This is a genomic window from Chryseobacterium sp. SIMBA_038 (assembly GCF_046535115.1).
In the GTDB taxonomy this organism is placed as follows: domain Bacteria; phylum Bacteroidota; class Bacteroidia; order Flavobacteriales; family Weeksellaceae; genus Chryseobacterium.
The window spans coordinates 866,007-883,262 of the sequence record NZ_JAWRXH010000001.1 but is presented as its reverse complement, the minus strand read 5'-3'; the positions used below and the strand labels follow the sequence as shown (position 1 = coordinate 883,262).

General features: G+C 33.2%; 14 protein-coding genes. 7 read left to right on the top strand and 7 right to left on the bottom strand.

The annotated features are described in order from the left end of the window. Positions 1 to 81: 81 nt before the first annotated feature. Both SB689_RS04050 and SB689_RS04045 read right to left on the bottom strand, forming a co-directional pair. The gene (locus SB689_RS04050) at positions 82 to 945 is read right to left on the bottom strand and encodes a helix-turn-helix domain-containing protein (protein WP_410690854.1); all 864 of its coding nucleotides are present in this window, start codon (positions 943 to 945) and stop codon (positions 82 to 84) included. A 181-nt stretch (positions 946 to 1,126) separates the two neighbouring features. Next, entirely contained in the window at positions 1,127 to 2,038 is a 912-nt protein-coding gene (locus SB689_RS04045) for an aldo/keto reductase (RefSeq protein WP_410690853.1), read from the bottom strand. A gap of 489 nt (positions 2,039 to 2,527) precedes the next feature. Here SB689_RS04045 and gndA point away from each other — a divergent pair, with 489 nt between their 5' ends. Genes gndA through pgl form a run of 3 tightly spaced genes read left to right on the top strand, consistent with a single transcriptional unit; the run spans position 2,528 to position 6,173 of the window. After that, positions 2,528 to 3,946 (top strand): NADP-dependent phosphogluconate dehydrogenase, encoded by a 1,419-nt coding sequence (gndA, locus tag SB689_RS04040; protein WP_410690852.1) that lies wholly within the window; start codon positions 2,528 to 2,530, stop codon positions 3,944 to 3,946. 11 nt (positions 3,947 to 3,957) lie between these two features. Beyond that, a complete protein-coding gene (gene zwf, locus SB689_RS04035; protein ID WP_410690850.1) occupies positions 3,958 to 5,436 on the top strand; it encodes a glucose-6-phosphate dehydrogenase in 1,479 nt (492 codons plus the stop codon). A 26-nt stretch (positions 5,437 to 5,462) separates the two neighbouring features. Beyond that, the gene (gene pgl, locus SB689_RS04030; protein ID WP_410690849.1) at positions 5,463 to 6,173 is read left to right on the top strand and encodes a 6-phosphogluconolactonase; all 711 of its coding nucleotides are present in this window, start codon (positions 5,463 to 5,465) and stop codon (positions 6,171 to 6,173) included. A gap of 307 nt (positions 6,174 to 6,480) precedes the next feature. Here pgl and SB689_RS04025 read toward each other — a convergent pair whose 3' ends face one another. The 3 genes from SB689_RS04025 to SB689_RS04015 form a co-directional block, all read right to left on the bottom strand. Further along, positions 6,481 to 6,888 carry a VOC family protein gene (locus tag SB689_RS04025; protein WP_410690848.1) on the bottom strand — a complete coding sequence of 136 codons (408 nt, stop codon included), beginning with the start codon at positions 6,886 to 6,888 and terminating at the stop codon, positions 6,481 to 6,483. A 66-nt stretch (positions 6,889 to 6,954) separates the two neighbouring features. Then, complete coding sequence (locus SB689_RS04020; RefSeq protein ID WP_410690847.1) at positions 6,955 to 7,803, bottom strand: hypothetical protein; 849 nt, start codon at positions 7,801 to 7,803, stop codon at positions 6,955 to 6,957. Positions 7,804 to 7,825: 22 nt separating this feature from the next. After that, positions 7,826 to 8,275, bottom strand: coding sequence for a MarR family winged helix-turn-helix transcriptional regulator (locus tag SB689_RS04015; protein WP_410690846.1), 450 nt, complete (start codon positions 8,273 to 8,275; stop codon positions 7,826 to 7,828). A 784-nt stretch (positions 8,276 to 9,059) separates the two neighbouring features. On the opposite strand from SB689_RS04015, the gene SB689_RS04010 reads away from it, so the two are divergent. The 4 genes from SB689_RS04010 to SB689_RS03995 all read left to right on the top strand — a co-directional run bounded on the left by SB689_RS04010 (position 9,060) and on the right by SB689_RS03995 (position 14,744). Continuing rightward, positions 9,060 to 10,514 carry a hypothetical protein gene (locus tag SB689_RS04010; RefSeq protein WP_410690845.1) on the top strand — a complete coding sequence of 485 codons (1,455 nt, stop codon included), beginning with the start codon at positions 9,060 to 9,062 and terminating at the stop codon, positions 10,512 to 10,514. A 68-nt stretch (positions 10,515 to 10,582) separates the two neighbouring features. After that, complete coding sequence (locus tag SB689_RS04005) at positions 10,583 to 11,122, top strand: hypothetical protein (RefSeq protein ID WP_410690844.1); 540 nt, start codon at positions 10,583 to 10,585, stop codon at positions 11,120 to 11,122. A gap of 160 nt (positions 11,123 to 11,282) precedes the next feature. Continuing rightward, on the top strand, positions 11,283 to 13,127 hold the full coding sequence (locus tag SB689_RS04000) for a chloride channel protein (protein ID WP_410690843.1): 1,845 nt from the start codon (positions 11,283 to 11,285) through the stop codon (positions 13,125 to 13,127). A 762-nt stretch (positions 13,128 to 13,889) separates the two neighbouring features. After that, on the top strand, positions 13,890 to 14,744 hold the full coding sequence (locus tag SB689_RS03995) for a class I SAM-dependent methyltransferase (protein ID WP_410690842.1): 855 nt from the start codon (positions 13,890 to 13,892) through the stop codon (positions 14,742 to 14,744). 15 nt (positions 14,745 to 14,759) lie between these two features. Here the strand turns inward: SB689_RS03995 and SB689_RS03990 are convergent, their stop codons facing one another. Beyond that, positions 14,760 to 15,965, bottom strand: coding sequence for an MFS transporter (locus tag SB689_RS03990; RefSeq protein WP_410691287.1), 1,206 nt, complete (start codon positions 15,963 to 15,965; stop codon positions 14,760 to 14,762). A gap of 93 nt (positions 15,966 to 16,058) precedes the next feature. Beyond that, positions 16,059 to 16,973, bottom strand: a complete 915-nt coding sequence (locus SB689_RS03985; RefSeq protein ID WP_410690841.1) for a helix-turn-helix domain-containing protein — start codon at positions 16,971 to 16,973, stop codon at positions 16,059 to 16,061. Between the last annotated feature and the right edge of the window lie 283 nt (positions 16,974 to 17,256).

Genomic DNA, 17,256 nt, shown 5'->3' with positions numbered 1-17,256 from the left:
CCTACAAAATAGGCAGTTAAAGTCGATTGTTTACCCTTGATATTCGTCGAAACGGCTTATTTTTGAAAAAACAGAATTATTTTAGTCAAGTCTTTTTCTGTACTCTACAGGAGAAACATCGGTATTCGCACGGAAAAACTTTCCAAACACGGATTGATCAGAAAAATTGAGGAGATCACTCACTTGAGAGACTGTCAATGTTTTGTTTTGAAGTAAAACTTTTGCTTCCAGAATCACTGCATCGTCAATCCATTTTCCTGCAGATCTTCCGGTGTATTTTTTAATAGCAGCAGAGAATGATTTTGGAGTCATATAAAGCTGTTTGGCGTAAAAATCAAGCTTATGTTCACTCATATAATTTTTACTGAGCAGTTGCCTGAATTTTGTAAAAAGAGGATGCTGGCCATTGAGTGACGAAATTTCTGAACCTACTTGTCTATAATAGGTATCAATTTCATAAACTAAGGCAAAAATGTAGTTTCGGACAAGTTCACTTCTATGATAATCATTTCCCAGCTGTGTCAATTGAATCAGTTCAAAAATTTTATTGATTTTATTGAAGCAGGATTCCTTTAATGGCAAGACGTGAAGTCCATTATTTCCGAAAAAATCATATTTAAAAAGAAAGAAAAGATCAGGATGACGTTCCAACAAGAAAGTATCTTTAAAGAAAATAACATCCATATTTAAAAGATCGCTGGTTTTCGTAAAATATCTGATGACTGAAGGTCCCAAAGTAATAATTGATGGTCCTTCGACCGTCCATGAAGACAAGCCTGCATTCAATTTTACTGTTCCCTCTTTGATGTACGCAATAGCATAACTTTCTGCACGATAGGGTTCTTCATGATATGGCTGATTTGAAGATCCAACAAAAAGATAATCTTTTTTGCTCTCGGGAACGGAGAAAAGTTTGCTGTGTGTTGAAAGGGAAAAGGTTTTCATCTGATTTGATATTAATTAAAGGAATTTATACTTTTAATTCATCTATTTTCTTAACAAAGATAGAAAAGTTTTATCTCTGATTTTGGGATTAACATGAGGATTTAATGCATCAATTCTGCCTCCAATAATTGGAAACAGAATTGAAAATTACAATAATAAAAATGATAAAATTTTAGTTTTCTTAATCGAAAAAATTTTGTGGAATAAAACCTGGTGATCCTGTTTTTACTACCTGATTGTAACGTTGTCTGGTCGTAATATTATTAATTTTCGCCATTGCTTCTTCTGAAAGACTTGGTATATTAAAATTTTCTTTTGCCCGTTCTTCAGTTTTAGGTGTTGTAAGCAAAGCTGTCCCACGTTGTACTGCCCACGCCAAAAGAACTTGAGCCGGAGTTTTTTGAATACTTTCAGCAATTTCTACAATCACAGGATTTTCAAGCAAACCGGGTCTTATCCCATGTCCTAATGGTGCGAATGCCAAGAATATAATTCCTTTTTCTTTACAAAATTCTAGAAGTTCTGTTTCGGGAAGATAAGGATGAGATTCTACTTGTACCACTGCAGGTTTAATTCTTGCTGATTCATAAATCTCTTTTAATTGTTCTACATTCACATCAGAAAGTCCGATGGCTCTGGTTTTCCCTTGATCTACCAAGCTTTCCATTGCTTTCCAGGTATCGTATAAACTTACGTCCTGATCATAAATTATATTCCCGTTTTCGTCTCGCGGATCTTGCTCTTCTCCTGCCTGAAATGCAAACGGAGTGTGAATTAAATATAAGTCCAGATAATCGAGCTGAAGTCTTTCAAGACTTGCATTAAAAGCTGCTTCTACACGGTCAGGTCGATGGTTCGTGTTCCATAATTTTGTGGTGATAAAGATGTCTTCTCGAGCGATGCCATTTACAGCCATTCCTAATTTCAAGGCTTCACCTACTTCACTTTCGTTTCTATAACGTTCTGCAGCGTCGAAATGTCTAAATCCTGCTTCCAGTGCATACATAACAGCATTTATTGTTGTGGCTGCGTCGGGGATTAAAGTACCAACTCCTAGAATTGGCATATTTAAGGTATTATTTTTTTTATTCATAATAAATTGCTTTTAATTGTGATGTAATAAATGTTCTGTTTTTTTTAGATTAAAAAACCTTTGCAAATTTCCAATTAAACGGCCATTATAAATTAGATGAAATGGCTCGTCTGTTCGTCGAAATAGCTTATCAATTGTTTGAAAAATTCCCAAATCATGACTTTATCAAAATATTTTCGTTTAAAAGGCTGATTAAATTCTTGGTTGATTGTTCTTAAATGAAATGAATTAAAACTTAGCTTATCATATTATTTCAATCAAAAATTAATAATCAATATTTTTATTAAAGATTATTCTTTAAGTATATTTTACTTATTTCAAAGTGTTGATTTTTAATATTTTATATTTAAATAAAACATGTTTTTAATCAATACAAAAACTTTCAAATTACTATCCTAAAATATTTTTCCATCCATTTATTTTTTTACTAATTAGCATTTTCGTAATTTTATACTCCGTAAAATAGAATTCATATAAATATCAATAAAAATGGATAAATATAATTACGGGATGATCGGTCTCGGAGTGATGGGGAGGAATCTTCTTTATAATATTGCCGACAATGGCTTTTCGATTGCAGGATTTGATCTTGATACCGAAAAAGTAAAAGAATTACAGGATGGTGCTACTTCGGAAATGAAGGTAAAAGGCACTGCTACTTTAGAAGATTTTGTATCTGCTTTAGAAACACCTAGGAAAATCATTCTGATGGTTCCTGCCGGAAAACCTGTAGATGCAGTTCTGGATAGTATTACGCCACTTTTAAGCAAGGGAGACATTGTTATTGATGCTGGTAATTCTTATTTCAAAGATACCAATAGACGTGTTGCTGACTTAGCTTCAAAAAACCTACATTTTATGGGAATGGGAGTTTCCGGAGGTGAAAAAGGTGCCAGAACAGGCCCGAGTATCATGCCTGGTGGAGATTTGGAAGCTTTCAATTTACTTCAGCCAATGTTGGAAGCAATTTCTGCAAAAGTTGACGGAGAAGCGTGTACAGCTTACATGGGAAAAGGTTCTGCTGGAAACTATGTGAAAATGGTACACAACGGAATCGAATATGCCATCATGCAGTTGATCAGCGAAGCTTACGATTTACTGAAAAGAGGAGCTAAATTAAATAACGATCAGCTTTACCAGGTTTTCAAAGAATGGAATAATGGTGAAATGAACTCATTCTTAATCGAAATCACAAGAGATATTTTCCAACAAAAAGATGAATTGACAGACGGTTATCTTGTTGACCAGATCTTAGATAAAGCCGGCGCAAAAGGAACCGGAAAATGGACTTCCGAACAAGCTATGGAAATCGGGGTTTCTATTCCAACTATTGATATTGCAGTAACTTCAAGAATTTTATCGGCGTATAAAGAAGAGAGAGTTCAGGCTTCTCAATTATATACTAAAAATGAAATTGCAACTCCGGAAAATACAGAATTATTTATCAAAGAAGTAGGAGATGCGTTGTATTTAGCTACATTGATCAGCTATGCACAAGGTCTTGCTTTATTGGTAAAAGCTTCTGAGGAATATCAATTTGAAATTCCATTAAAAGATGTTGTAAAAATCTGGAGAGGTGGTTGTATCATTCGTTCAGTTTTACTTGAAAAGTTTTATTTAGCATATACTAAAGATTCTAATTTATCTAATATTTTATTAAATCAGGATATTTCTGTTATCGTTAAAGATAAAATCAATTCATTAAGAAAAATGGCTGCTTTTGCTGCTTCAAACGGAGTTTCAAGCTTAGGAATGCAGACTGCTTTAGGATATTTTGACGCTTATACAACGGAATCGCTTCCTGTTAATTTAATTCAGGCTCAGCGTGATTATTTTGGAGCTCATACGTATCAGCGTACAGACAGAGAAGGTGTTTTTCACACTTTATGGCAAACAGCAACTCATTAAAATTCGGAAAAATGACTGAAAATAAAGCCTTGCATCCAACTACAATTATCATTTTTGGTGCTACAGGAGATTTGGCAAAAAGAAAACTTTTTCCGGCGTTTTATAATTTATATATCGATGGGAGAATGCCCAAAGGTTTTAATATTGTAGCCCTTGGAAGAGCAGATAATACCAACGAATATTTTAAAAATTACATTAAAGAAAACCTTGAGAATTTCTCAAGAAAAAAGATAACTTCAGAAGATTGGGCAGGTTTTCAGGCTCATATTACTTATTTTCAGCATCAATTGGATGAGGAAGATTCTTACAAAAATCTGCATCAGAAATTAAAAGATTTTGATACCGTTTACGGAACAAGAGGGAACAGGTTGTTTTATTTATCAATCGGTCCTAATTTTGTTTCTACGATTTCCAATCATATTAAAAATACGTCTTTAGCTTCGGATGCTAAAAAAGACCGAATCATTATCGAAAAACCTTTTGGTCATGATAAACAATCGGCAATAGAACTAAACAGCTTGTTGGCTGAGACTTTTGAAGAAGAGCAGATTTACCGTATCGATCATTATTTAGGAAAGGAAACGGTACAGAATATTCTAGCATTTAGATTTGGAAATTCTATTTTTGAACCTTTATGGGATCGTAAACACATAGAATCGGTGCAAATTACAGTTGCCGAGGAAGTTGGCGTTGAAACGAGAGGAAGTTTCTACGAGCAGACGGGAGCATTGAGAGATATGATTCAAAATCACCTGTTACAGATCCTGTGTATGGTTGCAATGGAACCGCCAGCTTCATTAGAATCGGGCGAGATCAGAGATCGTAAAGTAGATGTTCTTAAATCGATTCGTAGAATTTCAGAAGATCAGGTTGATCATTACGCAGTAAGAGGTCAATACGGAAAAGGTGTTGTGAACGGAGTTAAGGCTAAAGCTTACCGTCAGGAAGAAGGAATTGCCGAAGATTCTAATACAGAAACTTTCGCAGCCGTAAAATTTTATCTGGATAACGAAAGATGGCAAGACGTTCCGTTCTACGTTCGTACCGGAAAGAAAATGAAGGAGAAGCATTCTTATATTACGATTCAGTTTAAACCGCTTCCGCATTCAACTTTTTCAGAAAGTTCACAACATTTATCGGCTAACAGATTGATTATTAATATTCAACCGTTGATGGATATCAGACTGCAGTTTATGGCAAAAAAACCTGGACTTTCATTGGTTTTGAAGCCTGTTGAAATGATCTTTGATAATTTTGCCTGTCAGGAGGATACTCCGGAAGCTTACGAAACACTATTATTGGATGCGCTTTTAGGTGATCTTACTTTGTTTATGCGTTCAGATCAGGTAGAAGAAGCCTGGGATGTTGTAAAAACGATTCAGGAAGCTTGGCAAGATGGTAAAGCATCTTTTCCGAACTATGAAGCAGGAAGCTGGGGTCCGGAAGAAAGTGTTGCTTTGGTTGAAAGACAAGGTCACAACTGGGTTTAAGATTATATTAATTTAAAAAGAAGAAAATGAATATTACAGTATTTGATGATTTAGATAATTTGTACAAAAAGGCAGCAGATATGTTTGTTGATCTTTCAAAAAAATCTATTCAGAAAAATAACCGTTTTGTGGTTGCGTTAAGCGGAGGATCTTCTCCAAAAGCGATTTTTAATCTGTTGGCGACCCAAGAATATGCAGAAAAAATTGAATGGAATAAAGTATACTTTTTCTGGGTTGATGAAAGATGGGTTTCTTTAAATGACGAAAAAAGTAACGCAAAAATGACTTTTGAAGCACTTTTTGATAAAGTTCCTGTCAATAAAGACCAAATTTTCCCAATGTATAAAGATGGAGTAGAACCTGAAGATTATGCTAAGGAATACGAGCAGGAAATTAAAAATATTCTTGGAAACGAAGGTATTTTTGATTTTATCCTTTTAGGAATGGGGGATGACGGTCACACCGCTTCTTTATTTCCGGGTGAAGCAGTTTTAGATGAAAAAGAAAAATGGGTTTCTGCTTATTATTTAAAACCTCAGGAAATGTTCAGGATCACTTTGACCGAACCTTTGATCAATAAAGCTGAAAATATATTGGTTGTAGCTTTCGGTGAATCCAAAAAACATGCATTGAATGAAGTATTGAACGGAGAATATAATCCTAAATTATATCCGTTACAGCTTATCAATAAAAAAGAAGGTTATCAGTTTTTTACGGATGAGAAGGCGAGAGGTTAAAACCTGCTTATCATTTGAATTTAAATGAAATCAATTTCAATAAAAAACAGCGTCATTAATTTTTAATGGCGCTGTTTTTAATTTAAAAGCTTTTTATTTTAACCACAAAAGGAACAAAAGCTATTTGAATATTTCATTTTTGTTTAATAAGTAGAAAACAAAAGTTCTCAAAAGAATAAAAATCAAAGATTTTTAAAAACTTATGTGTTCTTAATTTGTAGTTTATTAATGAACTTAATATACTAAAGTGTTAATCTTTTGTTTTTTTTGTGGTTAAAATAAAAAGCTTAAAAAAGCTTCATTAAAATCAATTTGAATTAAATTTTTCAACCGCTTCTTTTGAAATCGGTGTAAAAAAATTAACTAAATTTCCATCAGGATCTCTGAATAACAAAGATTTATTTCCCCAAGGCATCGTGGTCGGTTCCTGTACAATATGAGAAGATAAGAAATCTCTTAATCGCTCGAATTCCTTGTCTACATCGTCTACTAAAAATTCTATTATGACAGAACGGTTTTGAGCGGGTTGTGCTATATTTTCTCCGCCAAAAAATTGCAAAGTTTTTGTACTTCCAATAGCGATTGTGGCTGTTGAGGTTTTTAATTCAGCAAAATCGGGAGTGTATTGGATGGCTGTAATTCCTGTTATTTGCTCATAAAATTTTACTAAACTTTCAATATTAGCGGTAATGATACGGATTGATACTAAATTCATTTTTGAAGATTTTAAATTATTCCACAAAAATAAATCAGGTTTGTGACAAGAGTCTGTCAGTAGGTTTTATTTTAATATCAAAACAGGTTGATTTACATTTTGATAAATCCCTTCCGAAATACTTGTACTTGTTAAAAAATACAGAAAACTATGCTTTCCAGGCAGCGCAATAATAAGATCTGTTTTATTTGAGGATGCAAAAGTCAGAATTCCGTTAACAATATTTTTATCGTAAGAATAATAGATTGTGCTTGGGATTTCGGTTAAATGTTGATGAATATATTCCTGAATTTCAGCCTTTTTTTCTTCTATAATTGTTTGATTTTCTTTTGTATGAATATTTAAAAACATCAATTGAACATCCTGCTTGCGAATGATATATTTATGGTTAAACAGTCTTTCCAGTTTTGTAATTCCATTGATGTCGCACGGAATAAGAATATTTTTAATTTCGCTGTAGCTGTAACCGTTGGGAACAATTAAAGTTTTTACAGGGCTTGTTCTTGCAATATTTATAATATTTTCCGAAACTACACTGTCGCTGGAAACCGCCTGATCGTCACTTCCCAAAACAATCAGTTCTATCGACGGTTGTTGTTTTACAATATCATTAATACTTCTTGTTAAAGTCCAGTTGCTTACTGCTTTTGAAACTTTAAGATCAGGAAATTTTTCAAGAATGATATTGGATAAATTTTTCAATAATAATTCCGTTTTTTCCAGAAGGCTGTTGATACTTTCTTCATTTACAAATGAATGGCCTTCCGCAATATGCAGATAATCGAATTCGGATTCGTCAGAAGTTTTCAACAGTATAATATGCTCGTATTCATATTGTTTTGCCCATTGTGTAGCAACTTTTACGGCATTTTCTGTGGTTGAGGTAAAATCAATCGGTACCAGTATTGTTCTCATATTAGATTAATTTAAAACTTAGTTATTCGAGATTTGTTGTCATTTTTTTAACTAAAAGAAGAGCATTTTTTATTTCATTTTCACTGAAATCACCTGCGGCTTTTTCGTAAAGCTCTAATGCCCATGGATACACCGTTTCTACGATTTGTTTTCCTTTATCCGTAAGATAAATTTGCTTGTTTCTTCTGTCGTTTTTATTTTCGATACGTTGAACGAATTCACGTTTTACAAGACTGTTAATCAGATAAGTTATGCTTGATTTATCCTTACTTACCTTAATGCCGATTTCCTGCTGATTGATACCGTCGTTACGGGAGAGAAGTCCCATTATTTCTATAAGTTCGAAAGACAGATCAGGATCATATTCATTAATTTTTGCCTGAATTTTCTGTCGCAGACGGTTTTTCATTTCGCCCATTGCAAGACCTAGTTCTAAGGCTAATTCTGATATTGTATTATGTTTTGCAGGCATATTTTATCAATAATAAAATTAATTGATTAAAGAAAACATACACTTTGTCATTCCGGAGGAATCTACATTATGCTTTATATTTACGATATGGAGATTCCTCCGGAATGACAAACTTTCTGAAATAAATTCAACAAAATTTATTCGTTTTCATTCTCTTACTCTAACAAATATACCTAAAATTAGTTTCAATTAAAACTAATTTTTCATAAAATATTTTCTGATATTTATCATTTAACATTCTTTTATTCAATTAATTCATATTTTTTTATTGATGAAGTTTCTCTAATTGTTTTACGGGTATTTTATAAAATTAATATTCTTTGCATAGTGTTTAACAATAATTCTTCTGCTTTTGAATTAAATTATTGATAATCACAAATATTAAGATGTTTTAAAAGTGGCTGTAGTAAACGGATTATGAAATATTTATTAAAGAAAATTAATCTAATTTCATTAATTATTTTATTACTTTTGCAATCATAAAATTTATAATTAAAGAAAAATTTATTATAATTTTAAATATTATATGAAAAATTTAAACTTCTTAAATGATTCAAGAGTTTTTAATCTTAAGCTCTTTTTGCTTTTCCTCTCATGTAATCTTTTCCTCTTTTCATTAGAAATATAGACCTTAAAAAATAGTCACCGGAAACTCCCCCTGAAAGTGATATTTTTTAATGAATTCTTATGTTCAGTTCATTCCTATGGGAAAAAGCTTGTTTTATTTTAAATTTTTTTCTTCATCATAAATTTTTTTCACCCTTATAAAACATTTTAATAAACCATGAAAACCTTTTTACGAAGTTCTATGTTTTCAGCTAATGCACTACGTTTTGTATTACCTGGAATTTTATCTTTAGCCTTTTCGCAAAATTACCAAGCACAGACGAGGGTTATTGTAAACCCCAGTCTTGAATTTGGTGTGGCCAATTTATCTGTTGTACAAAATGATGCTAACTTTGGTTTTGGTGCCTCTTTTGATGCCGGATCAACGGTTACTTCCCCATGGTATACTTCACACCCAACTCAGGATGGAGCCTGTACGGCCGGGTTCTCAGGAGCTTGTCATCCTATTGAAGTTTGGGGTTCTGGTTTCGGTGGAGTGCCTGCTGCTAATGGATCAAATTTTGTCGAATTGAATGCCTATGTAAGTTCAATGATCTATCAAAATATGTATTTGGCCAATGGAGATAACATTAGTTTCAGTTTTAAGCACAGAGCCAGAGTAAATACGGCAGAACAGGCAGCAATGGTTATTGAAGATCAAAACCAGGTAAATATTGCTACAGTAAGACAGACAGTTGTGCCTTCTGCAACTAATGCTTGGTCGAATAATACCGGAATTTATAATTTTACAGGTGCTTCAGGTGTCTACAGAGTAGGATTTCGAGCGCTTGTAAATGGAGGTGGCCCTGGTTCAGGAAATTTACTGGATGATATTAAGATTACATTAAATCCACTAATTGATTTAAAATTTTCTAATGCTTTATCATCTTGTGAAGGTTCTAGTAACGGTAATTTATTTATGAGAATTAATGGTGCTGTAACCTCTGCAACTACGGTGGCTTTTCAGATGATCGATCCTGTAAATGGTACAGCGGTAGCGTCAGATAATGATATTACGGTTACGGGTGTTGCTAATTCAAATGGTACGCCTGTGGTGACTCATACGGCAGGAAGCAGTATTTATTTGGTGACCATACCCAACGGAAACTATGACGGTGGATCTACTCCCGGGTACTCAAGTCCAACGAATGACGAAGACGGAATCACGATTAATATTGCATCTGTAAATGACGCTGTTTACGAACCCGATGAAACCTTTAAGTTTGAAATCAAACAACAGGGGATGAATGGATCAACAACTAACTTTTTGTCAACTGCTTCCCCAATATTTGGTGATACTTATTATCCCAGAACAAATGATTATTTTATACGTAGATGCGTTTGTTATAATGACGCGAATACCGCAACAGCAGGAGCAGACAGCAAAGTAGGTTTTTCACTTTTGCAAAAAGCTTCTCCTAACAATGGCAGCTGGCCGTCAAGCAGAAAATCGGCTCACATGGTTTTAGAATCTAATAATAAAGGATTTGTAATTTCCAGGCTAACGACAGCTCAGGTAACTGCTTTGGTTTCTCCACAAGAAGGAATGATGGTGTATGATACTACTGTAAAATGTTTAAAACTATATGATGGAACGGCATGGAGCTGTTTTAATACTCCAACTTGTCCATAATTAATTTGAATTAAGAAAAATCAGATTAATTATTATTAAAAAATTTCCACATAAAAATTCAATTAAAAATGAAAGCGATATTATCAACAATATTTATAGGAATAACTCTATTTTCGAACGCTCAAATCATTATAGGAGACGCTGTTGGAACATCAACAATAAAAACTTCTGTGTTATTAGATTTTGCTCCGAACCAAAATAAAGGACTTATTTTACCTTATGTAAGAACATTGCCATCTTCTCCAACAGAAGGAACATTGGTTCTTGATGCAACCGATGGCACGAAAGCCCGTGTAAAATATTACAACGGATCGTGGGTAGATTTAAGCGGTCAGGACGCTGCAATCACAAGCACTATGGCAACTCAGGTTACTGTAGCGCAATTGGCTGAAACGTCTAGTGAAAAAATAATCATTGGAGCGCCATCTAGTACTGCAAATGGAGTAGTGGTCTTAGAATCTACAACCAAAGCAATGATTTTACCCATTGTACAGGATGTGCAAAATATCCCAAGCCCTTCTCCTGGAATGATGGTTTATGTCAACAAAGCCGGAGCGAAACGTTTGGCTGTTTTTAATGGCAGTAAATGGTCTTTTTGGAAACCTTAATTTTTTTAAAAAATAGTAAACCTGCTTTTATAAGGCAGGTTTTTTTATTTTGTAAGGAAACTGTTAATAAAATCAATTAAACGGTCATCGAAAAAACAAAATTTAATTCCCTAAATTTACATCCCGCTTACTTAATGGTGGAATTAAAATATTCAAAGAAGTGAAAATTGATAATAAAAGAAAATACCTAAGTTTTCTAAAATTCAAAAGAGATTTTCAAAAATATGGACTTGAAAAAGTAAGAAGTTATGAACTGATTCTTCATTGGTTAAATAACAGGTTAAGTCGTAGTCAGTTCCTTGTTCTTTCGGGTATTATTGTAGGGTGTAGTGCCGGGCTGGCGGGGGTTATACTGAAAACACTTGTTCATCATATTCATAATTTTATTACGACTAAAGTTCATTTTGAATATCAGATATTATTCTACGTTGTTTTTCCTTTTTTAGGAATTGTTCTTACAACAAGCATTGTTCTTACGCTGTTTAAAGGTCAGGACAGAAAAGGAATTGGCGCTATTTTATACGAAATTGCTCAGAATTCAAGTATAGTTTCTTCTGTTAAAATGTATTCTCAAATCGTTCAAAGCGCGATTACAGTTGGACTTGGAGGTTCTGCCGGTCTGGAAAGTCCAATTGCGGTTACTGGGGCTGCAATCGGATCAAATTTTGCTCAAACCTACCGTTTAAGTTATAAAGAACGTACGTTATTGTTGGCTGCGGGAGCAACAGCAGGTATTGCATCGGCTTTCAATGCGCCGATTGCAGGAATCATGTTTGCATTTGAAATTTTACTGACGGGAGTTGTCTTCACAGATTTTATTCCTTTGGTTGTTGCAGCAGTTTGCGGAAGTCTTTTATCGAGAATTTTACTTCAGGAAGATATTCTTTTCAGATTTTATACCAGAGAGCCTTTTAATTATAAAAACGTTCCCTATTACCTTATTTTAGGGATTGCGACGGGATTGTACGCGCGATATTTTGTGATTGTATCTCAAAAAGTTGAACATTTTATAAAGGGTCTAAACATGTCTCGTTTGCGAAAAGCAATGTTTGGCGGGGCTGTTTTATCGTTGCTTTGTGTGCTTTTTCCACCTTTATTTGGGGAAGGTTACGATACGGTAAAGGCTTTTACGAATGGAAATACCCATTCAATTATTGAAAACAGTTTTTTCAGATATTTTGAAATTAAGGAGTGGACAGTCATTATATTTTTAGTGTTGGTATGTCTGTTAAAGGCTTTTGCGACGTCTTTTACTATTTTCAGTGGTGGTAATGGCGGTAATTTTGCGCCTTCACTTTTTGCAGGTGGAACTGTTGGATATTTATTTGCTTTGATTTGCCAACATCTTGGATTTTCGGATGTTCCGGTAACCAATCTCGTTCTTGTAGGAATGGCGGGCGCGATGAGTGGCGTATTATATGCACCACTTACGGCAATATTTCTAATCGCTGAATCGAGTTTTGGATATGATCTTTTTATACCTTTAATGATCGTTTCTATCATGTCGTACCTCATCGCCAAATGGTTTTCTCCGATTTCTCCTGAATTAAAATCATTGGCAGATCAAGGGAAAATTTTCACGAATAAACATGATAAGAATTTATTATTTTCATTAAAAACAGAAGATTTTATCGACAGGTTTTCAGAAACAGTGAATGAAAATGCTTCAATAGCAGATTTATTTGAGCTCGTAAAAGACGGAACCAAAAATATTTTCGGAGTGGTTGATGATGCTAAAACATTGCGCGGAATTCTTACAATAGATGATGTACGACCGTTTTTATTTTCAGATACAGATACTTCGGCAAGTATTATTAAAATTATGAAAGCTCCACCGGCAATTATTCATCAGGAAGATAAACCTTTAGAAATCCTTCAGATATTCGATGACACCGGCGTTTGGAATCTTCCCGTTGTGGATCAAAACAATAAATTTGTGGGATTCATTTCAAAATCATCTATATTGATGAGTTATAGACAGCTACTGAAAGACTATTCTGATTAATAAAATTAATTTTTAACGGAAAAATTATAGAACATTTTTTGAAAAGAAATTGTGGAGTTATCTTTTGTTTAAAAAAAACAGGGGCTTGGGATCGCCCCTGTACACAAAAAACATAAACATAAAGTGTGAGTATTTCCGTAACTCTATGATCATATGAAAACTACAAATCGATATTTGTAGGCACTTTTAAAATAAAAGCAGGGGAGAGAATAAAGAACTAGAACAACCCTTGCTTTGTAATAAATAAATTAATTACTATTTACATTTCAAATATATCCTCTTTAGTTTGAAAAAGGATTACTGCATATCTACTTCAATTTTTAATGTTTTGACAACTATAGAGTTAACGAAGTGTGCTAGTAATAATGTAGTATCTTTTTCGGGATAAATGCTTTTGAGCTCATGATTAATGTGATGATCATTATTAAAACAGAGAAGTCAGTAATGATATAAAAAGGTAAAAATTATCTTTTAAAACTTTACTGATTTCTAATCAGAGAAAATCCTGAGCTTGTTGATTTTAGATGATGGTGAATGGAATTAATAATTAAATCAAAATTAATTTAATAAAAACATTATAATAATTTAAAATTAATGCATAATTAATAATGAAATATTTCTTAAATTAGTCACTAAGAAATGATAAATTATGGGATAAGTTGATTGAATGAAGTTTAAAATATCATTTTATGGTAGTTATTATAAAGCCGTTCACAATTAAATACTAATAACATAATGGAAACTACACTACTTCTTGAAAGAATGAATGAAATAATTTCTCATGAAGGTCCTGCAATTGAAGAATTTGATGAACTTACAGTAATGATCAATGAGCTGGCTTGTCAGATTAATGAAAACAAATTGGCACCCGATGAAATACAAAACCTTATAAATAAATGTGAATCTCTGAAAGATCAAAAATCAATAATGGGTCATATTTTAACAAAACCTCATGGGTATGCCGGTGATTTTCACATTATCGACAGGATATACACTAAAGAAGTTTCTTCTAAATTTCCAAAATGGGATAAGTATTCCATTTCAATCCCCTCGGCAAAGGCCGTTAGAAATAGGAAAAGCTATTTTAAGAGAAAGGTATCGCAGAGTTTAAAACAAGGAGGAAATCTTTTGAATTTAGCAAGCGGGCCAGCACGCGATCTTTATGAATTATATAATGAAAACCCACAGCTAGAGATAGCAACTACTTGCGTTGAAATGGACGAAAAAGCCATTATGTATGCAAAAATATTAAACAAACCTCATTTAGATAAAATCGCATTTATCAAAAAAAATATTTTTCGTTTTAATACAGAGAATAAATTTGACATTATTTGGTCTGCCGGGCTTTTTGATTACTTTGATGATAAAGCATTCGTTATGTTAATAAAAAGACTCAAAGAATGGGTAAAAGATGATGGTGAAATAATTATAGGTAATTTCAACGAAAACTATAATCCAAACAGAGCATACATGGAGTTTTTTGGTGATTGGTATTTAAATCATCGCTCCGAAGAACAATTGTATGATCTTGCAAAACAAGCTGGGTATGATGAAGCCAAAATCAGCATCGGACGAGAGCCGGAAAATGTAAATCTATTCCTCCATTTAAGAAAATAATGAAAAAAGCAGAGATCAATTCTCTGCTTTTTCTTTTTTCAAAGTTTTACTCATGATAAGAATAATTCCAAAAAGTAAAGCTGCAATAATCAGGTATCGCCAACCCAGATCTTTTTGTTCGCTAACGTTTCCACTTACAGAAATAATAAAGCTGGTAAGGGAAGTAATGATATAGACCAATCCGCCCATTAATCCGCCCGCTGTTCCTGCATTTTTAGGGAAATACAACATGCTTGTCGTGAAAAATGAGGTAAATAAAATTCCTGAACAGATATGAATAAAAAATGCAAAAGGAATCGTAATGTAAAGACTCTGTGCAAAGTAACTTACTGCAATTAAACTGGCAATTAAAACCAATTGTATAATAACAGGCTGTAAAATACGGGAATTAAAACCTAACGAAATTCTCTTTTTTCCAATAAATCCGCCGATCATCCATGAGAATCCTAAAATTAGAGTACAATATCCAATCACAACCGGGGTGAAATGAAAAGTATTTTCAATAATAAAAGGACCTGTAATATTAAACAACATCACAATCGAATAACTTAATCCTAAAATGAAGATTCCCAACATAAAAATGCGGTTCTTCAACATCATCTGATACAATTTGATATTTTCTGAAAAACTAACTTTCTTCTTTTCTGGAAGACTTTCACCACTAAAGAATAATTCAAAAAGAAATATTGCTCCTGCGTAGAAGGCCAGGAAATAAAAATTCGCATGCCAGTTAAACAATTTCTCAAGATAGCCACCAAGAAAAGGCGCTAAAATAGGTCCACAAGACCAAACGATCGTGAAATAACTTAAATAATGTTTCACTTTTTCCGCATCATAAATATCTACGAAAATAGCACGGGTCGCTACTACCAGAACAGAAACGGCAGCACCCTGAAGGATTCGGAGAAGGCAAATCAATAAAATACTATTCGTCATCGTGATCAAAATACTACTGATGATCAAAAAGAATAGTGCCACTAACTTAGGTCTGTAACGTCCGATATTATCCAGAATATTTCCTACAAATAACTGACAAATCCCATAACTCAGTAAATACGATGTTAATGTAATTTGGATATCTTTTTCCGAAACCTGCATTCCTTTGGCCATCGATGGAAATGAGGGTAAATAAATATCCGTCACAAACCCCGAAAGCGGAATCGATATAAAGGCCATTATCGTAACTAATCTGATGCGTTTTTCAGATGCTTCTTTCAACAACATGTTTATTCATTTTTTAACGATACAAAAATAGAGAAAGTATCATTAATATGAATTTTAAAAGACAAAGTAAAAATTACAAAATTCAAAGAATTATACGGTGCTCTTAAATTTAAGCGGAGAAGTGTTCGCATGCTTTTTAAAGAAGTTGTTGAAATGAGATGGTTCATCAAATCCTAACGTGTAGCCAATTTCTGAAATATCCCAGTTGGTGTATTTCAACAGATTTTTAGATTCCTCAAACATTCTTTCCTTGATGATTTGAGTGGTGGTAAGATTAGCGACCGATTTTACAGAAGAATTTAAATGATTCACATGCACATTAAGATGTTCTGCAAAGTCCGAAGCAGTTTTTAAAGTTAACGGATAAGCCGGAGAATCCAACGGAAACTGTTTGTTGAGGAGTTCGTCAAACAGTCGATATAATCTAATATTAGCCGGAAGTTCATTAGGATCAATATCTTCTACACGGTTTTCTAAAGCGAGATGTAGAACGGATGCCAAATGGTTTTTAATACTGTTGCATTGAAATGGGTAAGAAGAGTTATTTAGTCTATACATCTGCTCAAAATAGACGGTTACAAGCTGAGTTTGCTCTTCTGTCAGAAAAACAATCGGCATACTCCATTCTTTAAATAATGATGTTTTCTTGAATAATTTAAACTCTGAATTTCCATTAAAGAACTCCTGATTAAACAAACAAAAATAGCCTTCCTGAAGGTCTCCGTCACATTCCCACGAATAAGGAATATTGGGAGACGGGAAAAATAGAGCAGGACGATCAATATACAATTGTTGCTGCCCGTATTGAAAAGTTCCTTTACCAATAATAAAACTGATCTTGTAATAATCACGACGATTGTACGGACTTTTAAAACTACAATACTTTCGCATAGAAATATTGAAATGCGATTTTCCTGTTTCAAAATCATCAGTATCAAACATTTTATTTTTGTTTTCTCTGATCCGTTTGTAGTAATCTGCTATAGTTTCTAATTGATCGCTCATGATGCAAAATTATAAAAATCAAATATACTAAATGTAATTTTATTTTTAAATTATTTTCAATGAAATCAATTTTTAATTTAATGATATATAAAAGCTAGCTGAATTTTTTAACCACAAAAGGCACAAAAGTTTTTATTTAATCACTTTAGAGCACTTAAGTTTTAAAAGCTAAATAGGTAGAAAATAATAGAGCTCACATAAAAAGAAAATCAAAGATTTTCCAAAAACTTAAGTGTACTTGTTAATCGTATTGCTTTTAACTTAAAATAACTTAAGTGTTTAA

What these genes read in the sequence shown, in the direction of transcription:
- SB689_RS04025 (WP_410690848.1), bottom strand. Translation starts at nt 6,888, where the DNA reads ATGAATTTAGTATCAATCCGTATCATTACCGCTAATATTGAAAGTTTA.
- SB689_RS03985 (WP_410690841.1), bottom strand. Translation starts at nt 16,973, where the DNA reads ATGAGCGATCAATTAGAAACTATAGCAGATTACTACAAACGGATCAGA.
- SB689_RS04020 (WP_410690847.1), bottom strand. Translation starts at nt 7,803, where the DNA reads ATGAGAACAATACTGGTACCGATTGATTTTACCTCAACCACAGAAAAT.
- SB689_RS04015 (WP_410690846.1), bottom strand. Translation starts at nt 8,275, where the DNA reads ATGCCTGCAAAACATAATACAATATCAGAATTAGCCTTAGAACTAGGT.
- gndA (WP_410690852.1), top strand. Translation starts at nt 2,528, where the DNA reads ATGGATAAATATAATTACGGGATGATCGGTCTCGGAGTGATGGGGAGG.
- SB689_RS04045 (WP_410690853.1), bottom strand. Translation starts at nt 2,038, where the DNA reads ATGAATAAAAAAAATAATACCTTAAATATGCCAATTCTAGGAGTTGGT.
- SB689_RS04050 (WP_410690854.1), bottom strand. Translation starts at nt 945, where the DNA reads ATGAAAACCTTTTCCCTTTCAACACACAGCAAACTTTTCTCCGTTCCC.
- pgl (WP_410690849.1), top strand. Translation starts at nt 5,463, where the DNA reads ATGAATATTACAGTATTTGATGATTTAGATAATTTGTACAAAAAGGCA.
- SB689_RS03995 (WP_410690842.1), top strand. Translation starts at nt 13,890, where the DNA reads ATGAATGAAATAATTTCTCATGAAGGTCCTGCAATTGAAGAATTTGAT.
- zwf (WP_410690850.1), top strand. Translation starts at nt 3,958, where the DNA reads ATGACTGAAAATAAAGCCTTGCATCCAACTACAATTATCATTTTTGGT.
- SB689_RS04010 (WP_410690845.1), top strand. Translation starts at nt 9,060, where the DNA reads ATGAAAACCTTTTTACGAAGTTCTATGTTTTCAGCTAATGCACTACGT.
- SB689_RS04005 (WP_410690844.1), top strand. Translation starts at nt 10,583, where the DNA reads ATGAAAGCGATATTATCAACAATATTTATAGGAATAACTCTATTTTCG.